Here is a 19,745-nt window from a genome sequence, read left to right on the forward strand (position 1 = left end):
CCGATGGTAGTGTGGGGTTTCCCCATGTGAGAGTAGGTCATCGTCAAGCTCCTATCCCAAAGCCCCTGATCAGCACTGCTGGTCGGGGGCTTTGCTTTTGCGCGCGGGAAAGTTTGGCCGGGGGCGGGAGTCCCTCACCTCCAACCTGGACCAGTCGTGCACGCTGAGACGGCGGCTATCGCGGACGGAGTCCGCTCCTACGGGGTGCAATGCCTCGATCGGAGAGCTTCGGAGCGCATGCGACGGTGCGCGCTGTGGCGCCATTTCATCGATTATGACGGTATGGCTGCCTGCTAAGGTTCGCGAGCAAGCTCGTTCCTACAAGGGCGTCCAGAGCCTTTCCGTGGCTCTGGAGCGCACCTTTCGTCATTTCCCCACGGCTGTTTTTCCTCGCCATGCCGTTCGCGCAATTGGCTGATGGCATTTCATCCAACTGTCACATTCGCGTCATAGAGTCTTCATGCGGCCTGACGATACTGGCCCCCGTTCCATCCAACCCCATTCTCCTCAAGGAGCAAGGCATGAAACTCAAGCGTTTGATGGCGGCCCTGACCTTTGTCGCCGCGGGCGTAGGCACCGCCAGTGCGGTCGCCGCAATTGATCCGGCCCTGCCGGAATACCAAAAAGCCAGCGGTGTGTCGGGCAACCTGTCGAGCGTTGGCTCCGATACCCTGGCCAACCTGATGACCATGTGGGCCGAAGAGTACAAGCGCCTGTACCCGAGCGTGAACGTGCAGATCCAGGCCGCCGGTTCCTCCACCGCGCCGCCGGCTCTGACCGAAGGCACCGCCAACCTGGGCCCGATGAGCCGCAAGATGAAGGACGTCGAGTTGCAGGCCTTCGAGCAGAAGTACGGCTACAAGCCGACCGCTGTTCCGGTTGCCGTGGACGCCCTGGCGATCTTCGTGCACAAGGACAACCCCATCAAAGGCCTGACCATGCAACAGGTCGACGCCATCTTCTCCTCCACCCGTCTGTGTGGCGGCAAGCAGGAAGTGAAGACCTGGGGCGATCTGGGCCTGACCGGCGACTGGGCCAACAAGCCTGTGCAGCTGTTCGGTCGTAACTCCGTATCCGGCACCTACGGCTACTTCAAGGAAGAAGCCCTGTGCAAAGGCGACTACAAGTCGAACGTGAACGAGCAGCCGGGTTCGGCTTCCGTGGTTCAGTCGGTCAGCCAGTCCTTGAACGGCGTTGGCTACTCCGGTATCGGTTACAAGACCGCTAGCGTGAAGACCGTTGCCCTGGCCAAGAAGGAAGGCGGCGAGTTCATCGAGGACAACGAAACCAACGCCCTGAACGGCAGCTACCCGCTGTCCCGTTTCCTCTACGTCTACGTCAACAAGGCCCCGAACAAGCCGCTGAACCCGCTGGAAGCCCAGTTCCTGAAGATGGTGCTCTCCAAGACCGGCCAGCAGGTTGTCGTGAAAGACGGCTACATCCCGCTGCCGTCGAAAGTCGCCGAAAAAGCGATCAAGGACCTGGGTCTGTAATCAGCCCGCCAAGCGGGCGGCCAACGCCGCCCGGCATGGGCTGACGCCTTCCCGACCGGGCCCGCCAGCATGGCTCTGCTGGTGGGCTTTGTCGCGTCACCTCCATGTCATCTTTCTGTCACACAGAGCCGCTAGGGTGTCACTGCATGAACGACCTGGCCAACTCCCCGATGACTTCTTCTCTCCCCGAGCGGATCGATTTCAATACGCCTGCGCTGCAGCGCAAGCGCCGCATGCGTGCGCTCAAGGATCGACTCACCCGCTGGTACGTGCTGGTCGGCGGTCTCGCCGTCCTGGCTGCCATTACCCTGATTTTCTTCTACCTCGCCTATGTAGTGCTGCCGCTGTTCCGTGGCGCCACCCTGGAGGCGCGCGCCCCCCTGGCTCCGGCCTGGCTGAAGACGGCGCAAGCGCCACTGCTGCTGAGCATCGAAGAGCAGAACATGGTGGGCATGCGTGTCGCCGCCAACGGCGAGGTGGTCTTCTTCAGCACCAAGACCGGCGACGAAGTAAGTCGTGTCGCGCTCAAGCTGCCCGCCGGCAGCAACGTGACTTCCATTGCCGAAGACCAGCCGGGTCACCCGACCGTGGCACTGGGCCTGTCCAACGGCCAGGCGCTGGTGTTCAAGCACACCTATAAGGTCACCTACCCGGACAACAAGAAAACCATCACTCCGCAGATCGACTATCCCTATGGTGAAGCCGCGATCAACCTGGATACCCAGGGCCGCCCGCTGGAGCACGTAGCGATCGTCTCGGGTGATGAAGGCCTGCTGCTGGCGGCCTCCACTGGCAGCCAGATGCTCCTGCTCAACATGTCCAGTCAGGAAAACATGCTGACCGGCGAGACTACGCTGCAAGAGGAGCGCATCGACCTGCCGCAGATCGCCGACCCGGTGAAGGCGATCTACATGGACCCGCGCAAGCAGTGGCTCTATGTTATCAACGGCCGCGCCCAGGCCGACGTGTTCAACATTGGCACCCACCAGCTCAACGGCCGCTACAAGCTGCTGGATGACGCCTCCGCCGAAGTGACCGCCAGCAGCCAGCTGCTGGGTGGCATCTCGCTGATGGTCGGCGACTCCAAGGGTGGCATCAGCCAGTGGTTCATGGCCCGTGGCGAAGACGGCGAACCGCGCCTGGCCCATGTGCGCGACTTCAAGCTGGGCGACCAGCCGGTGACCGAAATCGCTCCCGAGCAGCGCCGCAAAGGCTTCCTGGCGCTCGACAAGCAGGGCAACCTCGGCATCTTCCACAGCACCGCGCATCGCACCCTGCTGGTGGAGAACGTCGCCCCGTCGGCCGGCCTGATGGCCCTGTCGCCGCGCGCCAACCGCCTGGTTGTCGAGCAGGGCGGCGAGCTGCGCCGCTTCAACCTCAGCAACCCGCACCCGGAAGTGTCCTGGAGCGCGCTGTGGGGCAAGGTCTGGTACGAGAGCTACGACAAGCCGGGCTACGTCTGGCAGTCCACCGCCGCGACCACTGACTTCGAACCCAAGCTGAGCCTGTCGCCGCTGACCTTCGGTACCCTGAAGGCCGCCTTCTACGCGATGATCCTCGCAGCACCGCTGGCCATCGCCGCCGCCGTCTATACCGCCTACTTCATGGCTCCGGGCATGCGCCGCAAGGTCAAGCCGGTGATCGAGCTGATGGAGGCGCTGCCGACTGTGATCCTCGGCTTCTTCGCCGGCCTGTTCCTGGCTCCGTACGTCGAAGGTCACCTGCCGGGCATCTTCAGTCTGCTGCTGCTCACCCCGCTGGGCATCCTGGCCGCCGGCCTGATCTGGAGCCGTCTGCCCGAGCGCATCCGCCTGAGCCTGCCGGCCGGCTGGGAAGCAGCGATCCTGATTCCGGTCGTCCTCGCTACCGGCGCCTTCGCCCTGTGGATGAGCCCACACCTGGAGACCCTGTTCTTCGGCGGCGACATGCGCCTGTGGATCAGCCACGACCTGGGCATCACCTACGACCAGCGCAACGCACTGGTAGTGGGCCTGGCCATGGGCTTCGCGGTGATCCCGAACATCTTCTCCATCGCCGAAGACGCCATCTTCAGCGTGCCCAAGAGCCTGACCTACGGCTCCCTGGCCCTGGGCGCCACGCCCTGGCAGACGCTGACCCGCGTGGTGATCCTGACCGCCAGCCCCGGTATCTTCTCGGCCCTGATGATCGGCCTCGGCCGCGCGGTGGGCGAGACCATGATCGTGCTGATGGCCACCGGCAACACCCCCGTCATGGACGTGAACATCTTCCAGGGCATGCGTACCCTCGCGGCGAACGTCGCGGTGGAAATGCCCGAGTCGGAGGTGGGCGGGACTCACTACCGCGTGCTGTTCCTCTCGGCACTGGTGCTGCTGTCCTTCACCTTCGTGATGAACACCCTGGCAGAGCTGATCCGTCAGCGCCTGCGCAAGAAATACGCGTCGCTCTAAGCGACGCCCGACGAGGCTAGTTCCGTGAAACAGAAACAGGAATCCGTCAAAGCGTGGTTCGCCAGCGGTACTCCCTGGGTGTGGATGAACGCAGGGGCCGTGTCCATCGCCGTGATCATGACCATCGGCCTGCTCGCCGTGATCGCCGTGCGCGGTCTCGGCCACTTCTGGCCGGCGGACGTGATCGAGGCGACCTACACCGTCCCCGGTGAAGCGCCCAAGACCCTGATCGGTGAAGAGGTGCAGGTCGAGCAGGTATCGCGCGAGCGCCTGCGTGGCGCCGGTCTGCCGGTGCCGGAGAATGGCCCGGAGTTCATGACCCGCGAACTGCTCAAGCTGGGCAACCGCGATCTCTACGGCAGCGACTTCTCCTGGGTGATCGGCGAGTGGCTGGGCGACAAGCGTCACCCGGCCGAGCTGGTGACCCTGGAGCGCCGCGAGTGGGGCAACTTCTATGGCTACCTGCTGAACGTGAAGGAAAGCGGCAAGGTGGTCGCCGAAGGTCCGGCCGCCATGGCCGAGCTGCAGGCCCGCCTCAAGCGCGTCGACGCGCTCTACGCCAAGCTGTACCAGCTGGAGAAGAAGGACATCGGTGGCATCAACCACGGCCTCGAGCGCCTGCGCCTGAAAGAGCGTGGCCTGCAGCTCAACGGCAAGCTGGATGCCACCGCCGAGGCTGACATCGCCGCTGGCCGCGCCGAGCTGAACGCCCAGTACAAGGTGCTGGAAGAGCAGCTGAATGCCCTGCACCAGGAATTCAACCGCGACAGCATCACCATGCGCGATGCCACCGGCAAGGAAACCGAGATCACCCTGGGCAAGCTGGTGCACGCCTACCAGCCCAACGCCATGGGTGTCGGCGCCAAGCTGAGCTTCTACTTCCAGAAGCTGTGGGAATTCCTCAGCGACGACCCGCGTGAAGCCAACACCGAGGGCGGTATCTTCCCGGCCATCTTCGGCACCGTGATGATGACTCTGGTGATGGCTGTGATCGTCACCCCGTTCGGCGTGATCGCCGCGGTCTACCTGCGCGAGTACGCCCGCCAGGGCCTGCTGACCCGGATCATCCGCATCGCGGTGAACAACCTCGCGGGCGTCCCGGCGATCGTCTACGGCGTATTCGGCCTGGGCTTCTTCGTCTATGTGCTGGGTGGTTCGATCGACCGGATGTTCTTCCCCGAGGCGCTGCCGGCACCGACCTTCGGTACGCCGGGCCTGTTCTGGGCCTCGCTGACCCTGGCGATCCTCGCCGTACCGGTGGTGATCGTGGCCACCGAGGAAGGCCTGGCGCGCATCCCCCGTGCCACCCGCGAAGGTTCCCTGGCCCTGGGCGCGACCAAGGCCGAAACCCTGTGGAAAGTGGTGCTGCCGATGGCCAGCCCGGCCATGATGACCGGCCTGATCCTCGCCGTGGCCCGCGCCGCCGGCGAAGTGGCGCCGCTGATGTTGGTGGGCGTGGTGAAGCTGGCCCCGGCACTGCCGGTGGACGGCAACTACCCCTACGTGCACCTGGACCAGAAGATCATGCACCTGGGCTTCCACATCTATGACGTCGGCTTCCAGAGCCCGAACGTCGAGGCCGCGCGTCCGCTGGTGTACGCCACTGCGCTGCTGCTGGTGATGGTCATCGCCCTGCTGAACTTCTCGGCCATCGCCATCCGTAACCGCCTGCGCGAAAAGTACAAGGCGCTGGAAAACTGATTCTGCCGGCGGCGGGCCCGGCCCGCCGCCAAGCCTCCAAGGGAGACTGAAGATGCAACACGAAACCGCAACCCACGGCATCGACATCGGCGCGCTCGGCCGCGGCGACCGCCAGGGCATGAACCTGGAGAGCGAGACCGTCGCCCTCGAAGTACCCGGCCTGAGCCTGTTCTACGGCGAGAAGCAGGCGCTGTTCGACGTCAGCATGAACATCCCGAAGCAGCGCGTGACCGCCTTCATCGGCCCGTCCGGTTGCGGCAAGTCGACCCTGCTGCGCTGCTTCAACCGCATGAACGACCTGGTTGACGGCTGCAACGTCAAGGGCGAGATCCTGCTCGACGGCCACAACATCTTCGCCAAGAACGTCGACGTCGCCGAGCTGCGCCGCCGCGTCGGCATGGTGTTCCAGAAGCCCAACCCGTTCCCCAAGAGCATCTACGAGAACGTGGTGTACGGCCTGCGCATCCAGGGCATCAACAAGAAGCGCGTGCTCGATGAAGCCGTCGAGTGGGCGCTCAAGGGCGCGGCTCTGTGGGACGAAGTGAAGGACCGCCTGCACGAATCCGCCCTCGGCCTCTCCGGCGGCCAGCAGCAGCGTCTGGTCATCGCCCGCACCATCGCCGTGGAACCGGAGGTCCTGCTGCTCGACGAACCCTGCTCGGCGCTGGACCCGATCTCCACCCTGAAGATCGAAGAGCTGATCTACGAGCTGAAGTCCAAGTTCACCATCGTCATCGTGACCCACAACATGCAGCAGGCCGCGCGCGTCTCCGACTACACGGCGTTCATGTACATGGGCAAGCTGATCGAATTCGGTGACACCGACACCCTGTTCACCAACCCGGCCAAGAAGCAGACCGAAGACTACATCACCGGTCGTTACGGCTAGTTTCCGGGCATTGCGTGCGCGGTAGAACTTCCCGGAGAACATTACAAGCCTGCGGCCCGGAGCCAGCGGCTTTCGCGGAGCGAACATGATCAACAAAGAAAGCCTCACCCACCACATCTCGCAGCAGTTCAACGCCGAGCTGGAAGATGTGCGCAGCCATCTGCTGGCCATGGGCGGCCTGGTGGAGAAGCAGGTCAACGACGCGGTCAACGCGCTGATCGACGCCGACTCGGGCCTGGCCCAGCAGGTGCGAGAGATCGACGACCAGATCAACCAGATGGAGCGCAACATCGACGAGGAATGCCTGCGCATCCTCGCCCGCCGCCAGCCGGCCGCCTCCGACCTGCGCCTGATCATCAGCATCTCCAAGTCGGTGATCGACCTCGAGCGCATCGGCGACGAAGCCTCGAAGATCGCCCGCCGCGCCATCCAGCTGTGCGAGGAAGGCGAGTCGCCGCGCGGCTATGTCGAGGTGCGCCACATCGGCAACCAGGTGCGCAAGATGGTGCAGGAGGCGCTGGACGCCTTCGCCCGCTTCGACGCTGACCTCGCGCTGTCGGTGGCCCAGTACGACAAGACCGTCGACCGCGAGTACAAGACCGCCCTGCGCGAGCTGGTCACCTACATGATGGAAGACCCGCGCGCCATCTCCCGCGTGCTCAACGTCATCTGGGCCCTGCGTTCGCTGGAGCGCATCGGCGACCACGCGCGCAACATCGCCGAACTGGTGATCTACCTGGTGCGCGGCACCGACGTGCGTCACCTGGGCCTGACCCGCATGAAGGAAGAAGTGCAGGGCACTGGCAACGGCAACAAGCCCGAATAAGGCTTTCGCCAGCTGCACCGACGAACCCGGCCAAGCGCCGGGTTCGTCATTTTATGGCCGGACGGTTTCGTGCCGATGGCATGTCGCCACCCGGCGAGGCTATTCTTCGCCCTATCGTTCGAAGGAGTTGCCGATGGGCAAGGTCAGTGTGCTGGTGGTGGATGACGCCCCGTTCATCCGGGATCTGGTGAAAAAGGGGCTGCGGGACCATTTCCCCGGTCTGCAGATCGAAGAGGCGGTGAATGGCCGCAAGGCGCAGCAGTTCCTTGCGCGCCAGAGCGTTGACCTGATCCTCTGCGACTGGGAGATGCCGGAGCTGTCGGGTATCGAGCTGCTCACCTGGTGTCGCGAGCAGGACAGCCTGAAAACTACGCCGTTCATCATGGTCACCAGCCGTGGCGACAAGGACAACGTAGTGCAGGCCATCCAGGCCGGCGTCTCCGACTTCATCGGCAAGCCGTTCTCCAACGACCAGCTGGTGAGCAAGGTGAAGAAGGCGCTGTCCCGCGCCGGCAAGCTCGAAGCGCTGGCCGCCCAGGCGCCGCAGCGCAGCCTGGTCGGCTCCATGCCCAATGACTCGCTCAGCGCACTGACCGGTGGCAAGGCCGATGTGGTGCGTCCGGCCCCGGCTACCACGCCGCGTCCCGCTGCTCCAGCCGCTGCCCCGGCAGCCGCCGCGCCGGCCGCACGCTCCGCCGCGAAGGGACAGCAGGGCCAGTTGCGCCTGCCCCAGGCCAGCCTGCCGTGCGTGATCAAGGCCCTGAGCCTGAAGGAAGCGCTGCTGGTGGTGAAGCGCGGCTCGCCGCTGCCGCAGGTGCTGGAAAGCGCCGTGCTGGACCTGGAGGAAGACAGCGATGTGGCGCGTCTCAACGGCTACCTGCACGCCGTGGCGGCGCTGGAGCCCAAGCCCGACAGCGAGTGGCTGCAGCTCACCTTCCGTTTCGTCGACCGCGATCCGCAGAAGCTCGACTACCTGTCGCGCCTGATCGCCCGCGGCAGCAGCCAGAAACATTACGTGCCCGGCGCCTGACTCCGCGCCGAGCGGAGGACGGCACTGCTTCACACGCCGACTGTCGGCTGGTCGCTCCGTGCCGGTTGCGCTGCTAGTCTTGCCGTTGTCGCCATACCTATAACCAGAGTCGACATGCTAGGGCGCAGTATCTTCCTGTGCGGTCTTTTGGCCGCATCTGGGACGGCTTCGGCCGTGACCATCTACAAGTACACCGACGCCAATGGCGTGGTCACCTACACGGACAAGGCCGTGCCGGGAGCGGCGGTGTTCGTCTTCCGCGACCGCATGGTCGAGCACCTGGAACAGCAGGTGAAGCTGGAGACCAAGAAGCACGCCGGCGGCGAGACGCTGCAGGTGCGCAACGACCTGTATGCACCGGTGGAGGTGGAGCTGAGCGTGACCGGTGCGCAGAACACCATTGGCGCGCCGGAGCGGCCGATCCGCTGGGTGCTGCCGCCGCGCAGCTCGATTAGCCTGGCGACGCTCACCCCGCGCGACCCCGGAAAGCCCATGCTGTACAAACCCAAGCTGCGCTATGCCCTGGGCGATCCGCGCCTGCAACCGCTGGCGTATCAGTACGCGCTGCCCTGGGTGGGCGGCCCCTTCCGCCTGACCCAGGGTGCCAATGGCCGCTACAGCCATTTCACGCCCAAGGGGCGCTACGCCATGGACATCGCCATGCCCGTGGGGACGCCCATCATCGCGGCCCGTGGCGGCATGGTGGTGAAGATCGAGAATGGCCAGGACGGGCGCGGCAAGAACCCGTCCGGCAATTTCGTGCGCATCCTGCATGACGACGGCACCATGGGCGTGTACCTGCACCTGATGCGCGGCTCGGTGCTGGTTCACGAGGGGCAGCGCGTCGCCACTGGCACCTCCCTGGCGCGCTCGGGCAACACCGGCAACAGCAGCGGCCCGCACCTGCACTTCGTGGTGCAGCGCAACGTCGGCCTGGACCTGGTGTCGATCCCCTACGACTTCTCCCAGCCGGTGGATACCCTGCCGAATTTCGCGGTGGTGAAGGAGAACTGACGAGTTTTCGTAGGGCGTACAACCGTTCGCGGTTGTACGCCGATGCACCTTACCCATCCGACGATGCCAAGGCTGAGTTTGGAGTGCCGTGAAACCCTGGTCAATCGGCGTATAACGCAGAGCGTTATACGCCCTACAGCAAGCGCTATCTTGCGGAGCGGGATACCGCCCAATAAAAAAGGCTGCCCTCGGGCAGCCTTTTTCGTAAGCGGACGATCAGTCCAGCTTCACCACCTTGGCGAGGACGATCTTCGGGCCCTTCATCTTCTTCACGATGATGCGCAGGCCTTCGGTGTCGAGCACTTCCTCTTCCTCCGGCACCCTTTTCAGGGTGTCGTAGACCAGGCCGGCGAGGGTATCGGCCTCTACGTGGTCGAGGTCCAGGCCCAGCAGGCGTTCCAGCTTGAACAGCGGCGTGTCGCCGCGCACCAGCAGCTTGCCCGGCTGGTAGGCGACGATGCCGCGCTCGGCCTTGCGGTGTTCGTCCTGAATGTCGCCGACCAGCACTTCCAGCACGTCTTCCATGGTCAGGTAGCCGATCACCTTGTGGTCGGCTTCCTCCACCAGGGCGAAGTGCGAGCCGCCCTGGCGGAACTGCTCCAGCAGGCGTGCCAGCGGCATGTGCTTGGTCACCATCTCCAGCGGATGGGTCAGTTCGTCGAGGTCAAAGGACTCCGGCAGGCTCTCCAGCGTGGTCAGGGCCAGCAGCAGGTCCTTGATGTGCAGCAGGCCGATGAACTCGCCCTTGCCGCTGTCGTACACCGGGTAGCGGCTGTACTTGTGACGGCGGATGGTGGCGAGGATGTCGTCCAGCGGCGCGTTGCGCTCCAGGTAGACCAGGTCCTCGCGGGAGTTGGCCCAGTCCACCACCTCCAGCTCGCCCAGTTCCACCGCCGAGGCCAGCACGCGCATGCCCTGGTCGCTGGGGTCGTGGGCGCGGCTGGAGTGCAGGATCAGCTTGAGCTCGTCGCGGCTGTAGTGGTGTTCGTGGTGCGGACCCGGTTCACCCTGGCCGGCGATCTTCAGGATGGTGTTGGCGCTGGCGTTGAGCAGCCAGATGGCCGGGTACATGGCCCAGTAGAAGAGATACAGCGGCACCGCCGTCCACAGCGACAGCAGCTCAGGCTTGCGGATCGCCCAGGACTTGGGCGCCAGTTCGCCGACCACAATGTGCAGGTAGGAAATGATGAAGAACGCGGTGAAGAACGAAACGCCGCGGATGACTTCTTCGGAATGCACGCCGACCATGGCCAGCAGCGGTTCGAGCAGTTCGGCGAAGGCCGGCTCGCCGACCCAGCCCAGGCCCAGGGAGGCCAGGGTGATGCCGAGCTGGCAGGCGGACAGGTAGGCGTCGAGCTGGTTGTGCACCTTGCGCAGGATGGTGCCGCGCCAGCCGTGCTGCTTGGCGATGGTCTCCACGCGGGTGGAGCGCAGCTTGACCATGGCGAACTCGGCGGCCACGAAGAAGCCGTTGAGCACGACGAGGAAGAGAGCGAAAAGAATCAGGCCGAAATCGGCGAAGTAGGTCAGGAGGTTGCTACTAGGGGAAGGGTCCATGGTTCTGTTGGATTGGGAATGGACGGACAAGAATGCGGTTCACGGGCGCCACTGGCAAGCCCGCCGTTGGCAGCAACAGGGCGGCGAGCGCCGTCAGGCGCGGCGCTCGACCTGTTGTTGCGGGAAATTACAGGTGAAGCTGCTGCCTTTGCCCGGCACGCTGCTGATGTCCAGGCTGGCGCGGTGGCGCAGCAGGACATGCTTGACGATGGCCAGCCCCAGGCCGGTGCCGCCGGTACTGGCGTTGCGGCTGGAGTCGACACGGTAGAAGCGTTCGGTCAGACGCGGCAGGTGCTTGGGATCGATGCCGATGCCGCTGTCCTGCACTGCCAGATGTGCGCCCTGCTCGTCCGCCCACCAGCGAATGCGGATCTCGCCTTCGTCGGGGGTGTATTTCACCGCGTTGAACACCAGGTTGGAGAAGGCGCTGCGCAGCTCGGCCTCGCTGCCCTTGAGCTTCACCTTCGAATCCGCCTCCAGGCTGATGCGGTGGCTGCGCGAGCCGGAGAGCGCCTGCGCGTCGTTGCGGATCGACAGCAGCAGCAGGTCGACCGCCACCGGCTTGTTGTCGGCCGGGTAGTCCGTGGCTTCCAGCTTGGCCAGCAGGAGCAGGTCGTTGAGCAGGTTCTGCATGCGTCCGGCCTGCTGCTGCATCTGCTGCAGCGCGCGGGTCCAGCGCGGATTCACGTCCTCGACGTTGTCCAGCAGCGTCTCCAGGTAGCCGGCGATCACCGTCAGCGGGGTGCGCAGCTCGTGGGAGACGTTGGCGACGAAGTCCTTGCGCATCTGTTCCAGCTGATGGACGCGGGTCACGTCGCGCACCAGCATCAGGTGCTCGCCGGCGCCGTAGAGGGTGATGTGGAACTGCAGGCGCAGGTTGTCGTTGATCGGCGAGGTGAGCTCCAGCGGTTCGCGGTAGTCCTCGTGCGCGAAATATTCCTTGAAGCGCGGGTGGCGGACCAGGTTGGTCACCGGCTGACCGCCGTCCTGCGGGCTCTTGAGACCGAGCAGGCGTTCGGCGGACTGGTTCCACCACTCCAGGTTGCCGTCGCGGTCGAGCAGGATCATGCCATCGCGCAGGGCCGCGGTGGATTCCTGCATGCGATCGATCACCGCCTGCAGCCGTCCGCGCGCCTTCTGGTTGCGCCGCTGCAGGTGATAGATGCTGTCGAATACCTCACCCCACAGGCCGTAGCCGTCGGGCGGGGCTTCATCGCTCTGGTGGGTTTTCAGCCACTTGTACAAGCGAAGCAGCTGCCAGAGGCTCCAGCCGAGGTAGGCCGCCAGGGCAGCCGCCAGGGCCCAGCCCCATTGGCCGGAGACCAGGCCGAGCAGCAGGCCGCCGGCGATGACTAACAGCAGGTGGCGAATCAGCACGCCACTCCAGTTCTGGGTCACGAAAGTCCGTTCCTTGTACCCATCGGGCGCAGTGCCCGATCAGCTTTTGGTCGAGAAACGATAACCGGTGCCGCGCACGGTCTGAACCAGATTTTCGTAGACCTCGCCGAGGGCCTTGCGCAGGCGGCGGATGTGCACGTCGACGGTACGTTCTTCCACGTAGACGTTGCCGCCCCAGACCTGGTCCAGCAGCTGGCCACGGGTGTAGGCGCGCTCCTGGTGGGTCATGAAGAACTGCAGCAGGCGGTATTCGGTCGGGCCCATCTCGGCCGGCTTGCCGTCGATGGTCACGCGGTGGCTGATCGGGTCGAGCAGCAGGCCGCCGACTTCGATCGGCGTCTCGCTGTCGCCGGCACCGGTGCGGCGCAGCACGGCCTTCAGGCGGGCCACCAGCTCGCGCGGGGAGAACGGCTTGGTGATGTAGTCGTCGGCGCCGACTTCCAGGCCCTGGATCTTGTTGTCCTCTTCGCCCTTGGCGGTGAGCATGATGATCGGGATGCCCGAGGTCAGCTCGTCGCGCTTGAGGCGGCGGGCCAGCTCGATGCCGGAGGTCCCCGGCAGCATCCAGTCGAGCAGGATCAGGTCCGGCTTGCGGTCGACGATCACCGCGTGGGCTTGCTGGGCACTGTCGGCCTCGATGCATTCGTAGCCGGCCATCTCCAGGGCCACGGCGATCATTTCCCGGATCGGAGCTTCGTCATCGACGATGAGGATTGTCTTGCCAACCATGCTGGTGCCTCAGGAATTTTCGTATTGCGCCGCATTAGATAACGGAATTATTTCAGGGATGTGACACGGGGATGGTAGCCGACCCCTGCCGTAGAGCGCTCGTCTATGCTGAAACAGCCACCGCGATTTCCTGTTGCGGTCGGCGGGCAATGCACCGGCCCGGTTGGCGGTGCGGCTGGCGCTGCGGTGCCGGCATGCCGCGATGACGGTTGCGAGTGCGTAGTCGACGTCGCCCTGGCGATGACACCCGCGCCGTTCCACCTCACCAGAGGAGACACGCGATGAAGAGGTTGCTTCCGGCCCTTGCCTTTGGGCTGGCCCTCCCGACGATGGCCGTGCTGGCGGCCGAGCCGGCGATGGAAAAGAACGGCATGATGGTCGATGCCAAGGGCATGACGCTGTACACCTTCGACAAGGACAGCGGTGGCAAGTCGATGTGCAACAGTGGCTGTTCGGAGTACTGGCCGCCACTGAAGGCTGCGGCGGACGCCAAGGCCATGGAGGACTGGACGCTGGTCAAACGTGACGACGGCAGCATGCAGTGGGCTTACTACGGCAAGCCCCTGTACACCTTCGTCCAGGACAAGAAGCCGGGTGACATGACGGGCGAAGGAAAGATGGGCGCCTGGCACGTGGCCAAGCCGCAGTAGAGTCAATCACGCCGCCTTCTCCCCCGGGAGAGGGCGGCGCCCTCTGCAGTCAGCGCAGCGCGTAATCCAGCACCGTACCTAGGAAGATCGCCAGCCCCGCCCAGTGGTTGTGCAGGAAGGCCTTGAAGCACTTCAGCGGCTCGCGATCCCGGGTGGAGTGGAACTGCCAGGCGAAGCAGCCCGCCGCCACGGCCAGGCCGAGGTAGAAGTACAGGTGCATGCCCAGCTTGTTGCCGGCCAGGATCAGCAGCAGGAGCATCAGGCCCTGCAGGGTCAGGTTGATCGCGCGGTCGGCGTCGCCAAAGAGGATCGCCGTGGACTTCATGCCCATCTTCAGGTCGTCCTCGCGGTCGGTCATCGCGTAGTAGGTGTCGTAGGCCACAGTCCACAGCACGTTGGCGAAGAACAGCAGCCAGGCCGCCGCGGGTAGGGCGCCGCTCGCCGCGGTGAAGGACATCGGGATGCCCCAGGAGAAGGCCGCGCCCAGCACCACCTGCGGGTAGTAGGTGTAGCGCTTCATGAAGGGATAGAGCGCCGCGATCGCTGCGCCGCCGAAGGACAGCGCGATGGTCTGCGCGTTGGTGCACAGCACCAGCAGGAAGCTGGCACCCAGCAGCACGAAGAAGGTGATCCAGGCCTCGCGCACGGTGATCCTGCCGGTGGCCAGCGGGCGAGCCTTGGTGCGCTCGACGTGGCCGTCGAGCTTGCGGTCGGCGAAGTCGTTGATCACACAGCCGGCGGCGCGCATCAGCACGGTGCCGACGACGAAGATCAGCAGGTTCTTCACGCTAGGCACGCCGCCGCTGGCCATCCACAGTGCCCACAGGGTGGGCCACAGCAGCAGGTAGATGCCGATCGGCTTGTCCATGCGCGTCAGCTGGAGGAAGTCCCAGGCGCGGGGATGCAGGCGAGCAAGGGGTTTGATCAGGGCGACGAACATGGCGGCCTCCGGAAACGATCCGGGGATTATACGGACTGTTCTTCCAGCCGGTGCCAGAGCGTGGGCAGGAATACTTCGGCGACCAGCACGCCGAGGCCGTCGCGGCTGAACAGCGAGCGCCGTCCCCAGGGGCGCTCGACGCGCACCTCGGCGGGCAGGCAGGCGGCCGGGTAGCGGCACACTTCGATGGGGCCGCGCTGGAAGGCGCGGTCGCTGAACAGCAATTCGCCCAGGGAGCGGCTGCCGAGCAGGCGCAGGTCGAAGCCGGAGCCTTCCAGTGCGTGGCGCGCGGCGACGCTGCGGGCGAACACCCAGGATTGGCCGTGGCCCTTCAGGTACACCTCGCGAACCCAGCCCAAGCTGCCATCGGGTACGCCCAGGGCGCTGCATTCGTCCGCGCGCATCCGGTGCCAGCCCTCGGCCAGCGGCTCTACCGCGAAGCCACCGTCGGACAGGGCGGTCAGACGGCGCGTCAGCGAACCCTCGTCGAACAGCCAGTCCAGGACCTGGGCGGAGGGCGCGGGGTGCAACTGGGCGGCGGAGAGCCAGCGGGGCGGATGAGACAGGGCTGCGTCGGGCACGGTGATGACTGCGGGTGGCCAGGGACGCGGCAGCTTAACATGGCGGCTTTGCGCGGCCGATTGCGTTCTCCGCAAGAGTGCCTTACGCCATACCCCACCAAAGGTTTGGCCGGTCGGTCGGTACTTGCGCGCCGGCTCCATCGCCAGTACAAAGCCCGACATTGGATGCACTGACGTCCAAGCGACAAGAGCACGAGGGTGATAGCCGATGAAGAAGTGGCAGTGTGTGGTGTGTGGCCTGATCTATGACGAAACCAAGGGCTGGCCGGAAGAAGGCATCGCCGCCGGCACCCGCTGGGAAGATGTGCCGGAAGACTGGCTGTGCCCGGACTGTGGCGTCGGCAAGCTGGACTTCGAGATGATCGAGATCGGCTGATCCTGCCCGGTTCGACCTGCGACGGCGGCCTTCGGGCCGCCGTCGGCGTTTATGGCCCCGGCAAGGCCGTACCATCTTTTCGAACAGCAGCGGCGTAGACTGGGAAGCGCCGGGTTGACTCTGCTGACGAAACCCGTCGGCACGCGCGCCGTTGGAGGGTGCGCACGAATCCGTTAGCTTCACCCGGTAATCGCAGGAGGGCTTGGCCGATGCGCAAATGGCAATGCGTAATCTGTGGCTTCATCTATGACGAAGCGCTGGGGCTGCCGGACGAGGGCATCCCGCCGGGTACCCGCTGGGAAGACATTCCCGCGGACTGGGTGTGTCCTGACTGCGGTACGGGCAAGATGGACTTCGAGATGATTGCGATCTCCTGAACTGCCCGGCCGAACGAATTTCACGCGGCGAGCCGATGGCCGCCGTGCCGTCTTTACGAAGTGGCGTCTTTAAGAAGTGGAGAGCGCAATGAGTGACAACGCACCGCTGGTGATTATCGGTACTGGCCTGGCCGGCTACAACCTGGCGCGCGAGTGGCGCAAGCTCGACGGCGAGACGCCGCTGCTGCTGATCACCGCCGACGACGGCCGTTCCTACTCCAAGCCGATGCTCTCCACCGGGTTCTCCAAGGACAAGGACGCCGACGGCCTGACCATGGCCGAGCCGGGCGCCATGGCCGACCAGCTCAAGGCGCGCATCCTCACCCACACCCGCGTCACCGGCATCGACCCGGGTCATCGGCGCATCTGGATCGGCGAAGAGGAAATCCGCTACCGCGACCTGGTGCTGGCCTGGGGCGCGGACACCATTCGCGTGCCGGTGGAGGGCGACGCCCAGGACCTGATCTTCCCGATCAACGACCTGGAGGACTACGCCCGCTTCCGCACGGCGGCCGCCGGTAAGCGCCGCGTGCTGCTGCTGGGCGCCGGGCTGATCGGCTGCGAGTTCGCCAACGACCTCTCCAGCGGTGGTTTCCAGATCGAGGTCGTGGCGCCCTGCGAGCAGGTGATGCCCGGCCTGCTCCACCCGGCCGCCGCCCACGCGGTGCAGCAGGGGCTGGAAAGCCTCGGCGTACGCTTCCACCTCGGCCCGGTGCTGAACCGCCTGGTGCGTGCGGGCGAAGCACTGGAAGCACACCTGTCCGACGGCAGCGTGATCGCCTGCGACCTGGTGGTTTCCGCCGTGGGCCTGCGCCCGCGTATCGACCTGGCCGCCGCCGCGGGGCTGGACGTCAATCGCGGCGTGATGGTCAACCGCGAACTGCGCAGCTCCCACGCCAACATCTACGCCCTGGGCGACTGCGCCGAGGTCGATGGCCTGAACCTGCTCTACGTGATGCCGTTGATGTCCTGCGCCCGCGCGCTGGCGCAGACCCTGGCGGGCAAGTCGACCTCCGTGGCCTATGGCCCGATGCCGGTGACCGTGAAGACCCCGGTGTGCCCGCTGGTGGTCTCGCCGCCGCCGCGCGGCAGCGAGGGTGAATGGCGGGTGGAAGGCTCTGGCCCGGACCTCAAGGTGCTTTACCGGGATACCGCCGGTCGTTTGCTCGGTTACGCACTGACCGGGGCGGCTGTCAGCGAAAAGCTCTCGCTTAACAAGGAGTTGCCGGCTCTGTTGGCGTAATAGCCCTCTTTAGTGACGGTTTTACTGTGGGAATGTGCTCTTAAATTGTCGGACGATACTGGCGCGCCCGCTTTCGGCGTGCCATTCTCCCCCCGTCTGCCGCAGCCTAGAGCCTGTACGGCAAGCCTGCGGTGCCTTGGGCGCTGTTGGGAAGACAGCACGGACACAACAACAACAAACCGTCAAAGAGGCATCTACATCTATGCGTAAACCAGAACTGGCCGCCGCCATCGCCGAAAAGGCCGACCTCACCAAAGAACAAGCCAACAAGGTGCTGAACGCGCTGCTGGACGAAATCACTGGCGCGCTCAATCGCAAGGACAGCGTTACCCTTGTCGGTTTTGGCACCTTCATCCAGCGTCACCGTGGCGCCCGTACCGGCAAGAACCCGCAGACTGGCCAGCCGGTAAAGATCAAAGCCAGCAACACCGTTGCCTTCAAACCAGGCAAGGCGCTCAAAGACGCGGTCAACTGATCGCTTGCAGCCCGGAGCCAGAGCGGCTCCGGGTCGCCCCTCCGGTTACATAAACCCATCAAAAGATCGGATGTAGTCTCTTTTTGAAGTGACTACAATGCGCAGACTTTTGTCTCGAACATCGAGGTTTGTGCATGAAATTTCGTCTTTTGCTGTGGATGCTCGGGCGCATGATGGCCAAGGCCAGCCGGGAGAATCCGGCGTTCCAGAAGCAGCTGGAAGGCAAGGACCTGGTGTTCCAACTGCACACCCTCGACGGCAAGGTTGCCCGCCACTACATCGTCAAGGGCCTGCGCGTCAGCGCCCATCGCGGCACCCATCCGCAGCCGGCCTTCGCGCTTGGCTTCAAGGATGGCGCCTACGGCTTCGCCACCATGACCTCGAAGAACCCGCAACTGGCGTTCATGCAGGGTATCCAGAACAAGGACATCCAGATCCAGGGCAACCCGGGCCTGGTGATCTGGTTCCAGGGGCTGGTGAAGTACCTCAAGCCGAAGAAGAAGGCTGCGCCGGCCAGCGAAAAGAAGGCTGCCTGATCCCTTTCGCGCGATGAAAAAAGGCCCCGGATGGGGCCTTTTTTCATTTCAGCGGCGACGCGCTCAGTGCGGCGTATTGAACTGGCTGGCCAGCTCGCGCAGCGCGGCTTCGGCATCCAGCACCTTGCGCACCGCATCCTCGGCCTTGTCGCGGCTGATGTTCAGGCGCTCCAGCAGATCCTGCGGGATGCTCGTCTCCGGACCGCCGCCGATGCCGTTGTTGCGCAGCAGGCGGGTCGCCAGGCAAACCAGGTTGGCGTAGGTCGCACAGTCGCCGGCGTAGCTGGGGTCGTGCTGGAAGCGCAGGGCGGTGTAGATCTCCTCGGGCATGTCCCAGGTGCGCATCAGCCAGGCGCCGATCTGCTCGCGGGTGATGCCCAGCAGGTGCTGCTCGACCAGGTTGTGTTCGACGTGCGGGTTCACTTCCAGGTGCCGGCAGATCAGCGAGAAGTGCGGCGGGAAGATGTGCGCCAGGACCAGGTAGCCGATGCTGTGCAGCAGGCCGCCGAGGTAGGTCAGGCCGGCTTCCGGGCGCTCGGTGCGCGGAATGGCGCGGGTCAGGCCCTCGATCACCGCGGCGGTGTAGATCGCCTGCTGCCAGTAGGGCGTGGCGTGCTGCGGGTGGTCCTTGGGCAGGCTCAGGGTCTTGCCCAGCGCCAGGCCCAGTGCCAGGTTGATCACCAGGTCGAAGCCCAGCACGCGGACGATGGCGTCTTCCACCGAGCGGATCTTGCCGGGCGCGGCGTAGTAGGGCGAAGCGGCCCAGCTGACCACCTGGGCGGCCAGCGCCGGGTCGGTTTCCACCACGCCGGTGATGTCGTCCACCGTGGCGTTGGGATCGACGCGCAGCTTGATGATCTTCTGTGCGGTTTCCGGCAGCGGCGGAATCTCGATGGTTTCCTCGAGACGCTGCTGGATGCGGCGGGCGGTGAAAGCCTGCACCGCCTGGGTGATTTCGGCGCGGTCGTCGTCCGGGCGGTCGAGGTTCGGCCGGATGGCTTCCAGCGGAACGCCGAACCGCGCGGCGCTGGCTTTTTCCAGCAGGCTGCGGAACGCCGGGGTGGCGATCTCCAGCAGGATGCCGGCGCTGCCGGACTCGATCAGCACCTGCGGTTCCTGCAGCAGGCGGTCGTCATACAGGCAGGGCGAACTGGTCAGCGGCGGCAGCGCCGGCAGGCGGCCGAGCTGGTGCTTGCCGAGCATGCGCTCCATGCGTTCGGGCTTGACCGCCACCAGCTTGCGGCCGGTCAGCTCGGCCAGGCGATTGAGGTCGAGCAGCTGGCTCTGCGGGAACAGCACCAACAGCGTGCCGACGCTGTCCTCCAAGAGGCCTGCCTGGATGCGGCGGGCGCTGGGCAGGGAGGGGACGTCGTTGACCTCGCGATAGGCGATCCCCAGCTTGTCGAGCAGCTGCAGGATGACCTCGGGGGCCCGCGATGAGGCGGAAGTGGCGCGTGCGGCGTCGCTCATGAATGTGATCCGGTTATCAACGGCTGGGTCG

19 protein-coding genes are annotated in these 19,745 nt (G+C 65.1%); 13 read left to right on the forward strand and 6 right to left on the reverse strand.

Going from position 1 to position 19,745, the window contains the following annotated elements; all coding sequences use genetic code 11:
• Positions 1-521 precede the first annotated feature (521 nt).
• The 7 genes from ACNFBT_RS16835 (at position 522) to ACNFBT_RS16865 (ending at position 9,382) form a co-directional block, all read left to right on the forward strand.
• Positions 522-1,493: a phosphate ABC transporter substrate-binding protein PstS gene (locus ACNFBT_RS16835; RefSeq protein WP_416751221.1), complete on the forward strand. Its 972-nt coding sequence runs from the start codon at positions 522-524 to the stop codon at positions 1,491-1,493.
• 395 nt (positions 1,494-1,888) lie between these two features.
• Positions 1,889-3,922 carry an ABC transporter permease subunit gene (locus ACNFBT_RS16840; protein WP_416751714.1) on the forward strand — a complete coding sequence of 678 codons (2,034 nt, stop codon included), beginning with the start codon at positions 1,889-1,891 and terminating at the stop codon, positions 3,920-3,922.
• Between the two features lie 24 nt (positions 3,923-3,946).
• Entirely contained in the window at positions 3,947-5,623 is a 1,677-nt protein-coding gene (gene pstA, locus ACNFBT_RS16845) for a phosphate ABC transporter permease PstA (protein ID WP_416751223.1), read from the forward strand.
• Positions 5,624-5,675: 52 nt separating this feature from the next.
• Positions 5,676-6,512, forward strand: coding sequence for a phosphate ABC transporter ATP-binding protein PstB (pstB, locus tag ACNFBT_RS16850; RefSeq protein WP_015479583.1), 837 nt, complete (start codon positions 5,676-5,678; stop codon positions 6,510-6,512).
• 85 nt (positions 6,513-6,597) lie between these two features.
• Positions 6,598-7,338 (forward strand): phosphate signaling complex protein PhoU, encoded by a 741-nt coding sequence (gene phoU / locus ACNFBT_RS16855; RefSeq protein WP_275609295.1) that lies wholly within the window; start codon positions 6,598-6,600, stop codon positions 7,336-7,338.
• A 133-nt stretch (positions 7,339-7,471) separates the two neighbouring features.
• A complete protein-coding gene (locus ACNFBT_RS16860) occupies positions 7,472-8,368 on the forward strand; it encodes a response regulator (RefSeq protein ID WP_416751225.1) in 897 nt (298 codons plus the stop codon).
• 114 nt (positions 8,369-8,482) lie between these two features.
• Positions 8,483-9,382 (forward strand): peptidoglycan DD-metalloendopeptidase family protein, encoded by a 900-nt coding sequence (locus ACNFBT_RS16865; RefSeq protein ID WP_416751227.1) that lies wholly within the window; start codon positions 8,483-8,485, stop codon positions 9,380-9,382.
• Between the two features lie 216 nt (positions 9,383-9,598).
• Here the strand turns inward: ACNFBT_RS16865 and ACNFBT_RS16870 are convergent, their stop codons facing one another.
• From ACNFBT_RS16870 to phoB, 3 genes are all read right to left on the reverse strand, one after another.
• On the reverse strand, positions 9,599-10,939 hold the full coding sequence (locus ACNFBT_RS16870; protein WP_416751229.1) for a hemolysin family protein: 1,341 nt from the start codon (positions 10,937-10,939) through the stop codon (positions 9,599-9,601).
• A 93-nt stretch (positions 10,940-11,032) separates the two neighbouring features.
• Positions 11,033-12,337 (reverse strand): phosphate regulon sensor histidine kinase PhoR, encoded by a 1,305-nt coding sequence (phoR, locus tag ACNFBT_RS16875; RefSeq protein WP_416751231.1) that lies wholly within the window; start codon positions 12,335-12,337, stop codon positions 11,033-11,035.
• 39 nt (positions 12,338-12,376) lie between these two features.
• Entirely contained in the window at positions 12,377-13,066 is a 690-nt protein-coding gene (phoB, locus tag ACNFBT_RS16880) for a phosphate regulon transcriptional regulator PhoB (protein WP_416751232.1), read from the reverse strand.
• Between the two features lie 281 nt (positions 13,067-13,347).
• On the opposite strand from phoB, the gene ACNFBT_RS16885 reads away from it, so the two are divergent.
• Positions 13,348-13,716 (forward strand): hypothetical protein, encoded by a 369-nt coding sequence (locus ACNFBT_RS16885; RefSeq protein WP_416751234.1) that lies wholly within the window; start codon positions 13,348-13,350, stop codon positions 13,714-13,716.
• 49 nt (positions 13,717-13,765) lie between these two features.
• On the opposite strand, the gene ubiA is transcribed toward ACNFBT_RS16885, so the two are convergent.
• The gene (ubiA, locus tag ACNFBT_RS16890; protein WP_416751236.1) at positions 13,766-14,656 is read right to left on the reverse strand and encodes a 4-hydroxybenzoate octaprenyltransferase; all 891 of its coding nucleotides are present in this window, start codon (positions 14,654-14,656) and stop codon (positions 13,766-13,768) included.
• Positions 14,657-14,682: 26 nt separating this feature from the next.
• A complete protein-coding gene (locus ACNFBT_RS16895; protein ID WP_416751716.1) occupies positions 14,683-15,222 on the reverse strand; it encodes a chorismate--pyruvate lyase family protein in 540 nt (179 codons plus the stop codon).
• A gap of 223 nt (positions 15,223-15,445) precedes the next feature.
• Between ACNFBT_RS16895 and ACNFBT_RS16900 the strand changes: the two genes are divergently transcribed.
• The 5 genes from ACNFBT_RS16900 (at position 15,446) to ACNFBT_RS16920 (ending at position 18,244) form a co-directional block, all read left to right on the forward strand.
• Positions 15,446-15,613: a rubredoxin gene (locus ACNFBT_RS16900; protein WP_015479573.1), complete on the forward strand. Its 168-nt coding sequence runs from the start codon at positions 15,446-15,448 to the stop codon at positions 15,611-15,613.
• Between the two features lie 209 nt (positions 15,614-15,822).
• Positions 15,823-15,990: a rubredoxin gene (locus ACNFBT_RS16905; RefSeq protein ID WP_416751239.1), complete on the forward strand. Its 168-nt coding sequence runs from the start codon at positions 15,823-15,825 to the stop codon at positions 15,988-15,990.
• Positions 15,991-16,078: 88 nt separating this feature from the next.
• The gene (locus tag ACNFBT_RS16910) at positions 16,079-17,233 is read left to right on the forward strand and encodes an NAD(P)/FAD-dependent oxidoreductase (RefSeq protein ID WP_416751241.1); all 1,155 of its coding nucleotides are present in this window, start codon (positions 16,079-16,081) and stop codon (positions 17,231-17,233) included.
• A gap of 202 nt (positions 17,234-17,435) precedes the next feature.
• The gene (locus tag ACNFBT_RS16915; RefSeq protein ID WP_009614168.1) at positions 17,436-17,708 is read left to right on the forward strand and encodes an HU family DNA-binding protein; all 273 of its coding nucleotides are present in this window, start codon (positions 17,436-17,438) and stop codon (positions 17,706-17,708) included.
• Between the two features lie 134 nt (positions 17,709-17,842).
• A complete protein-coding gene (locus tag ACNFBT_RS16920) occupies positions 17,843-18,244 on the forward strand; it encodes a helicase (protein WP_416751243.1) in 402 nt (133 codons plus the stop codon).
• A gap of 63 nt (positions 18,245-18,307) precedes the next feature.
• Here ACNFBT_RS16920 and ACNFBT_RS16925 read toward each other — a convergent pair whose 3' ends face one another.
• Complete coding sequence (locus ACNFBT_RS16925; RefSeq protein WP_416751245.1) at positions 18,308-19,714, reverse strand: HDOD domain-containing protein; 1,407 nt, start codon at positions 19,712-19,714, stop codon at positions 18,308-18,310.
• Positions 19,715-19,745 lie beyond the last annotated feature (31 nt).

The organism is Pseudomonas sp. NY15181, assembly GCF_048068055.1.
Classification (GTDB): Bacteria; Pseudomonadota; Gammaproteobacteria; order Pseudomonadales; family Pseudomonadaceae; genus Pseudomonas.

Excerpts from the sequence above, each read along its gene's own strand:
- ACNFBT_RS16860 (WP_416751225.1), top strand. The coding sequence starts at position 7,472 with ATGGGCAAGGTCAGTGTGCTGGTGGTGGATGACGCCCCGTTCATCCGG.
- phoU (WP_275609295.1), top strand. The coding sequence starts at position 6,598 with ATGATCAACAAAGAAAGCCTCACCCACCACATCTCGCAGCAGTTCAAC.
- ACNFBT_RS16915 (WP_009614168.1), top strand. The coding sequence starts at position 17,436 with ATGCGTAAACCAGAACTGGCCGCCGCCATCGCCGAAAAGGCCGACCTC.
- phoB (WP_416751232.1), bottom strand. The coding sequence starts at position 13,066 with ATGGTTGGCAAGACAATCCTCATCGTCGATGACGAAGCTCCGATCCGG.
- ACNFBT_RS16900 (WP_015479573.1), top strand. The coding sequence starts at position 15,446 with ATGAAGAAGTGGCAGTGTGTGGTGTGTGGCCTGATCTATGACGAAACC.
- ACNFBT_RS16925 (WP_416751245.1), bottom strand. The coding sequence starts at position 19,714 with ATGAGCGACGCCGCACGCGCCACTTCCGCCTCATCGCGGGCCCCCGAG.
- ACNFBT_RS16910 (WP_416751241.1), top strand. The coding sequence starts at position 16,079 with ATGAGTGACAACGCACCGCTGGTGATTATCGGTACTGGCCTGGCCGGC.
- ACNFBT_RS16885 (WP_416751234.1), top strand. The coding sequence starts at position 13,348 with ATGAAGAGGTTGCTTCCGGCCCTTGCCTTTGGGCTGGCCCTCCCGACG.
- ubiA (WP_416751236.1), bottom strand. The coding sequence starts at position 14,656 with ATGTTCGTCGCCCTGATCAAACCCCTTGCTCGCCTGCATCCCCGCGCC.
- ACNFBT_RS16870 (WP_416751229.1), bottom strand. The coding sequence starts at position 10,939 with ATGGACCCTTCCCCTAGTAGCAACCTCCTGACCTACTTCGCCGATTTC.
- ACNFBT_RS16835 (WP_416751221.1), top strand. The coding sequence starts at position 522 with ATGAAACTCAAGCGTTTGATGGCGGCCCTGACCTTTGTCGCCGCGGGC.
- ACNFBT_RS16865 (WP_416751227.1), top strand. The coding sequence starts at position 8,483 with ATGCTAGGGCGCAGTATCTTCCTGTGCGGTCTTTTGGCCGCATCTGGG.
- pstB (WP_015479583.1), top strand. The coding sequence starts at position 5,676 with ATGCAACACGAAACCGCAACCCACGGCATCGACATCGGCGCGCTCGGC.
- ACNFBT_RS16905 (WP_416751239.1), top strand. The coding sequence starts at position 15,823 with ATGCGCAAATGGCAATGCGTAATCTGTGGCTTCATCTATGACGAAGCG.
- ACNFBT_RS16920 (WP_416751243.1), top strand. The coding sequence starts at position 17,843 with ATGAAATTTCGTCTTTTGCTGTGGATGCTCGGGCGCATGATGGCCAAG.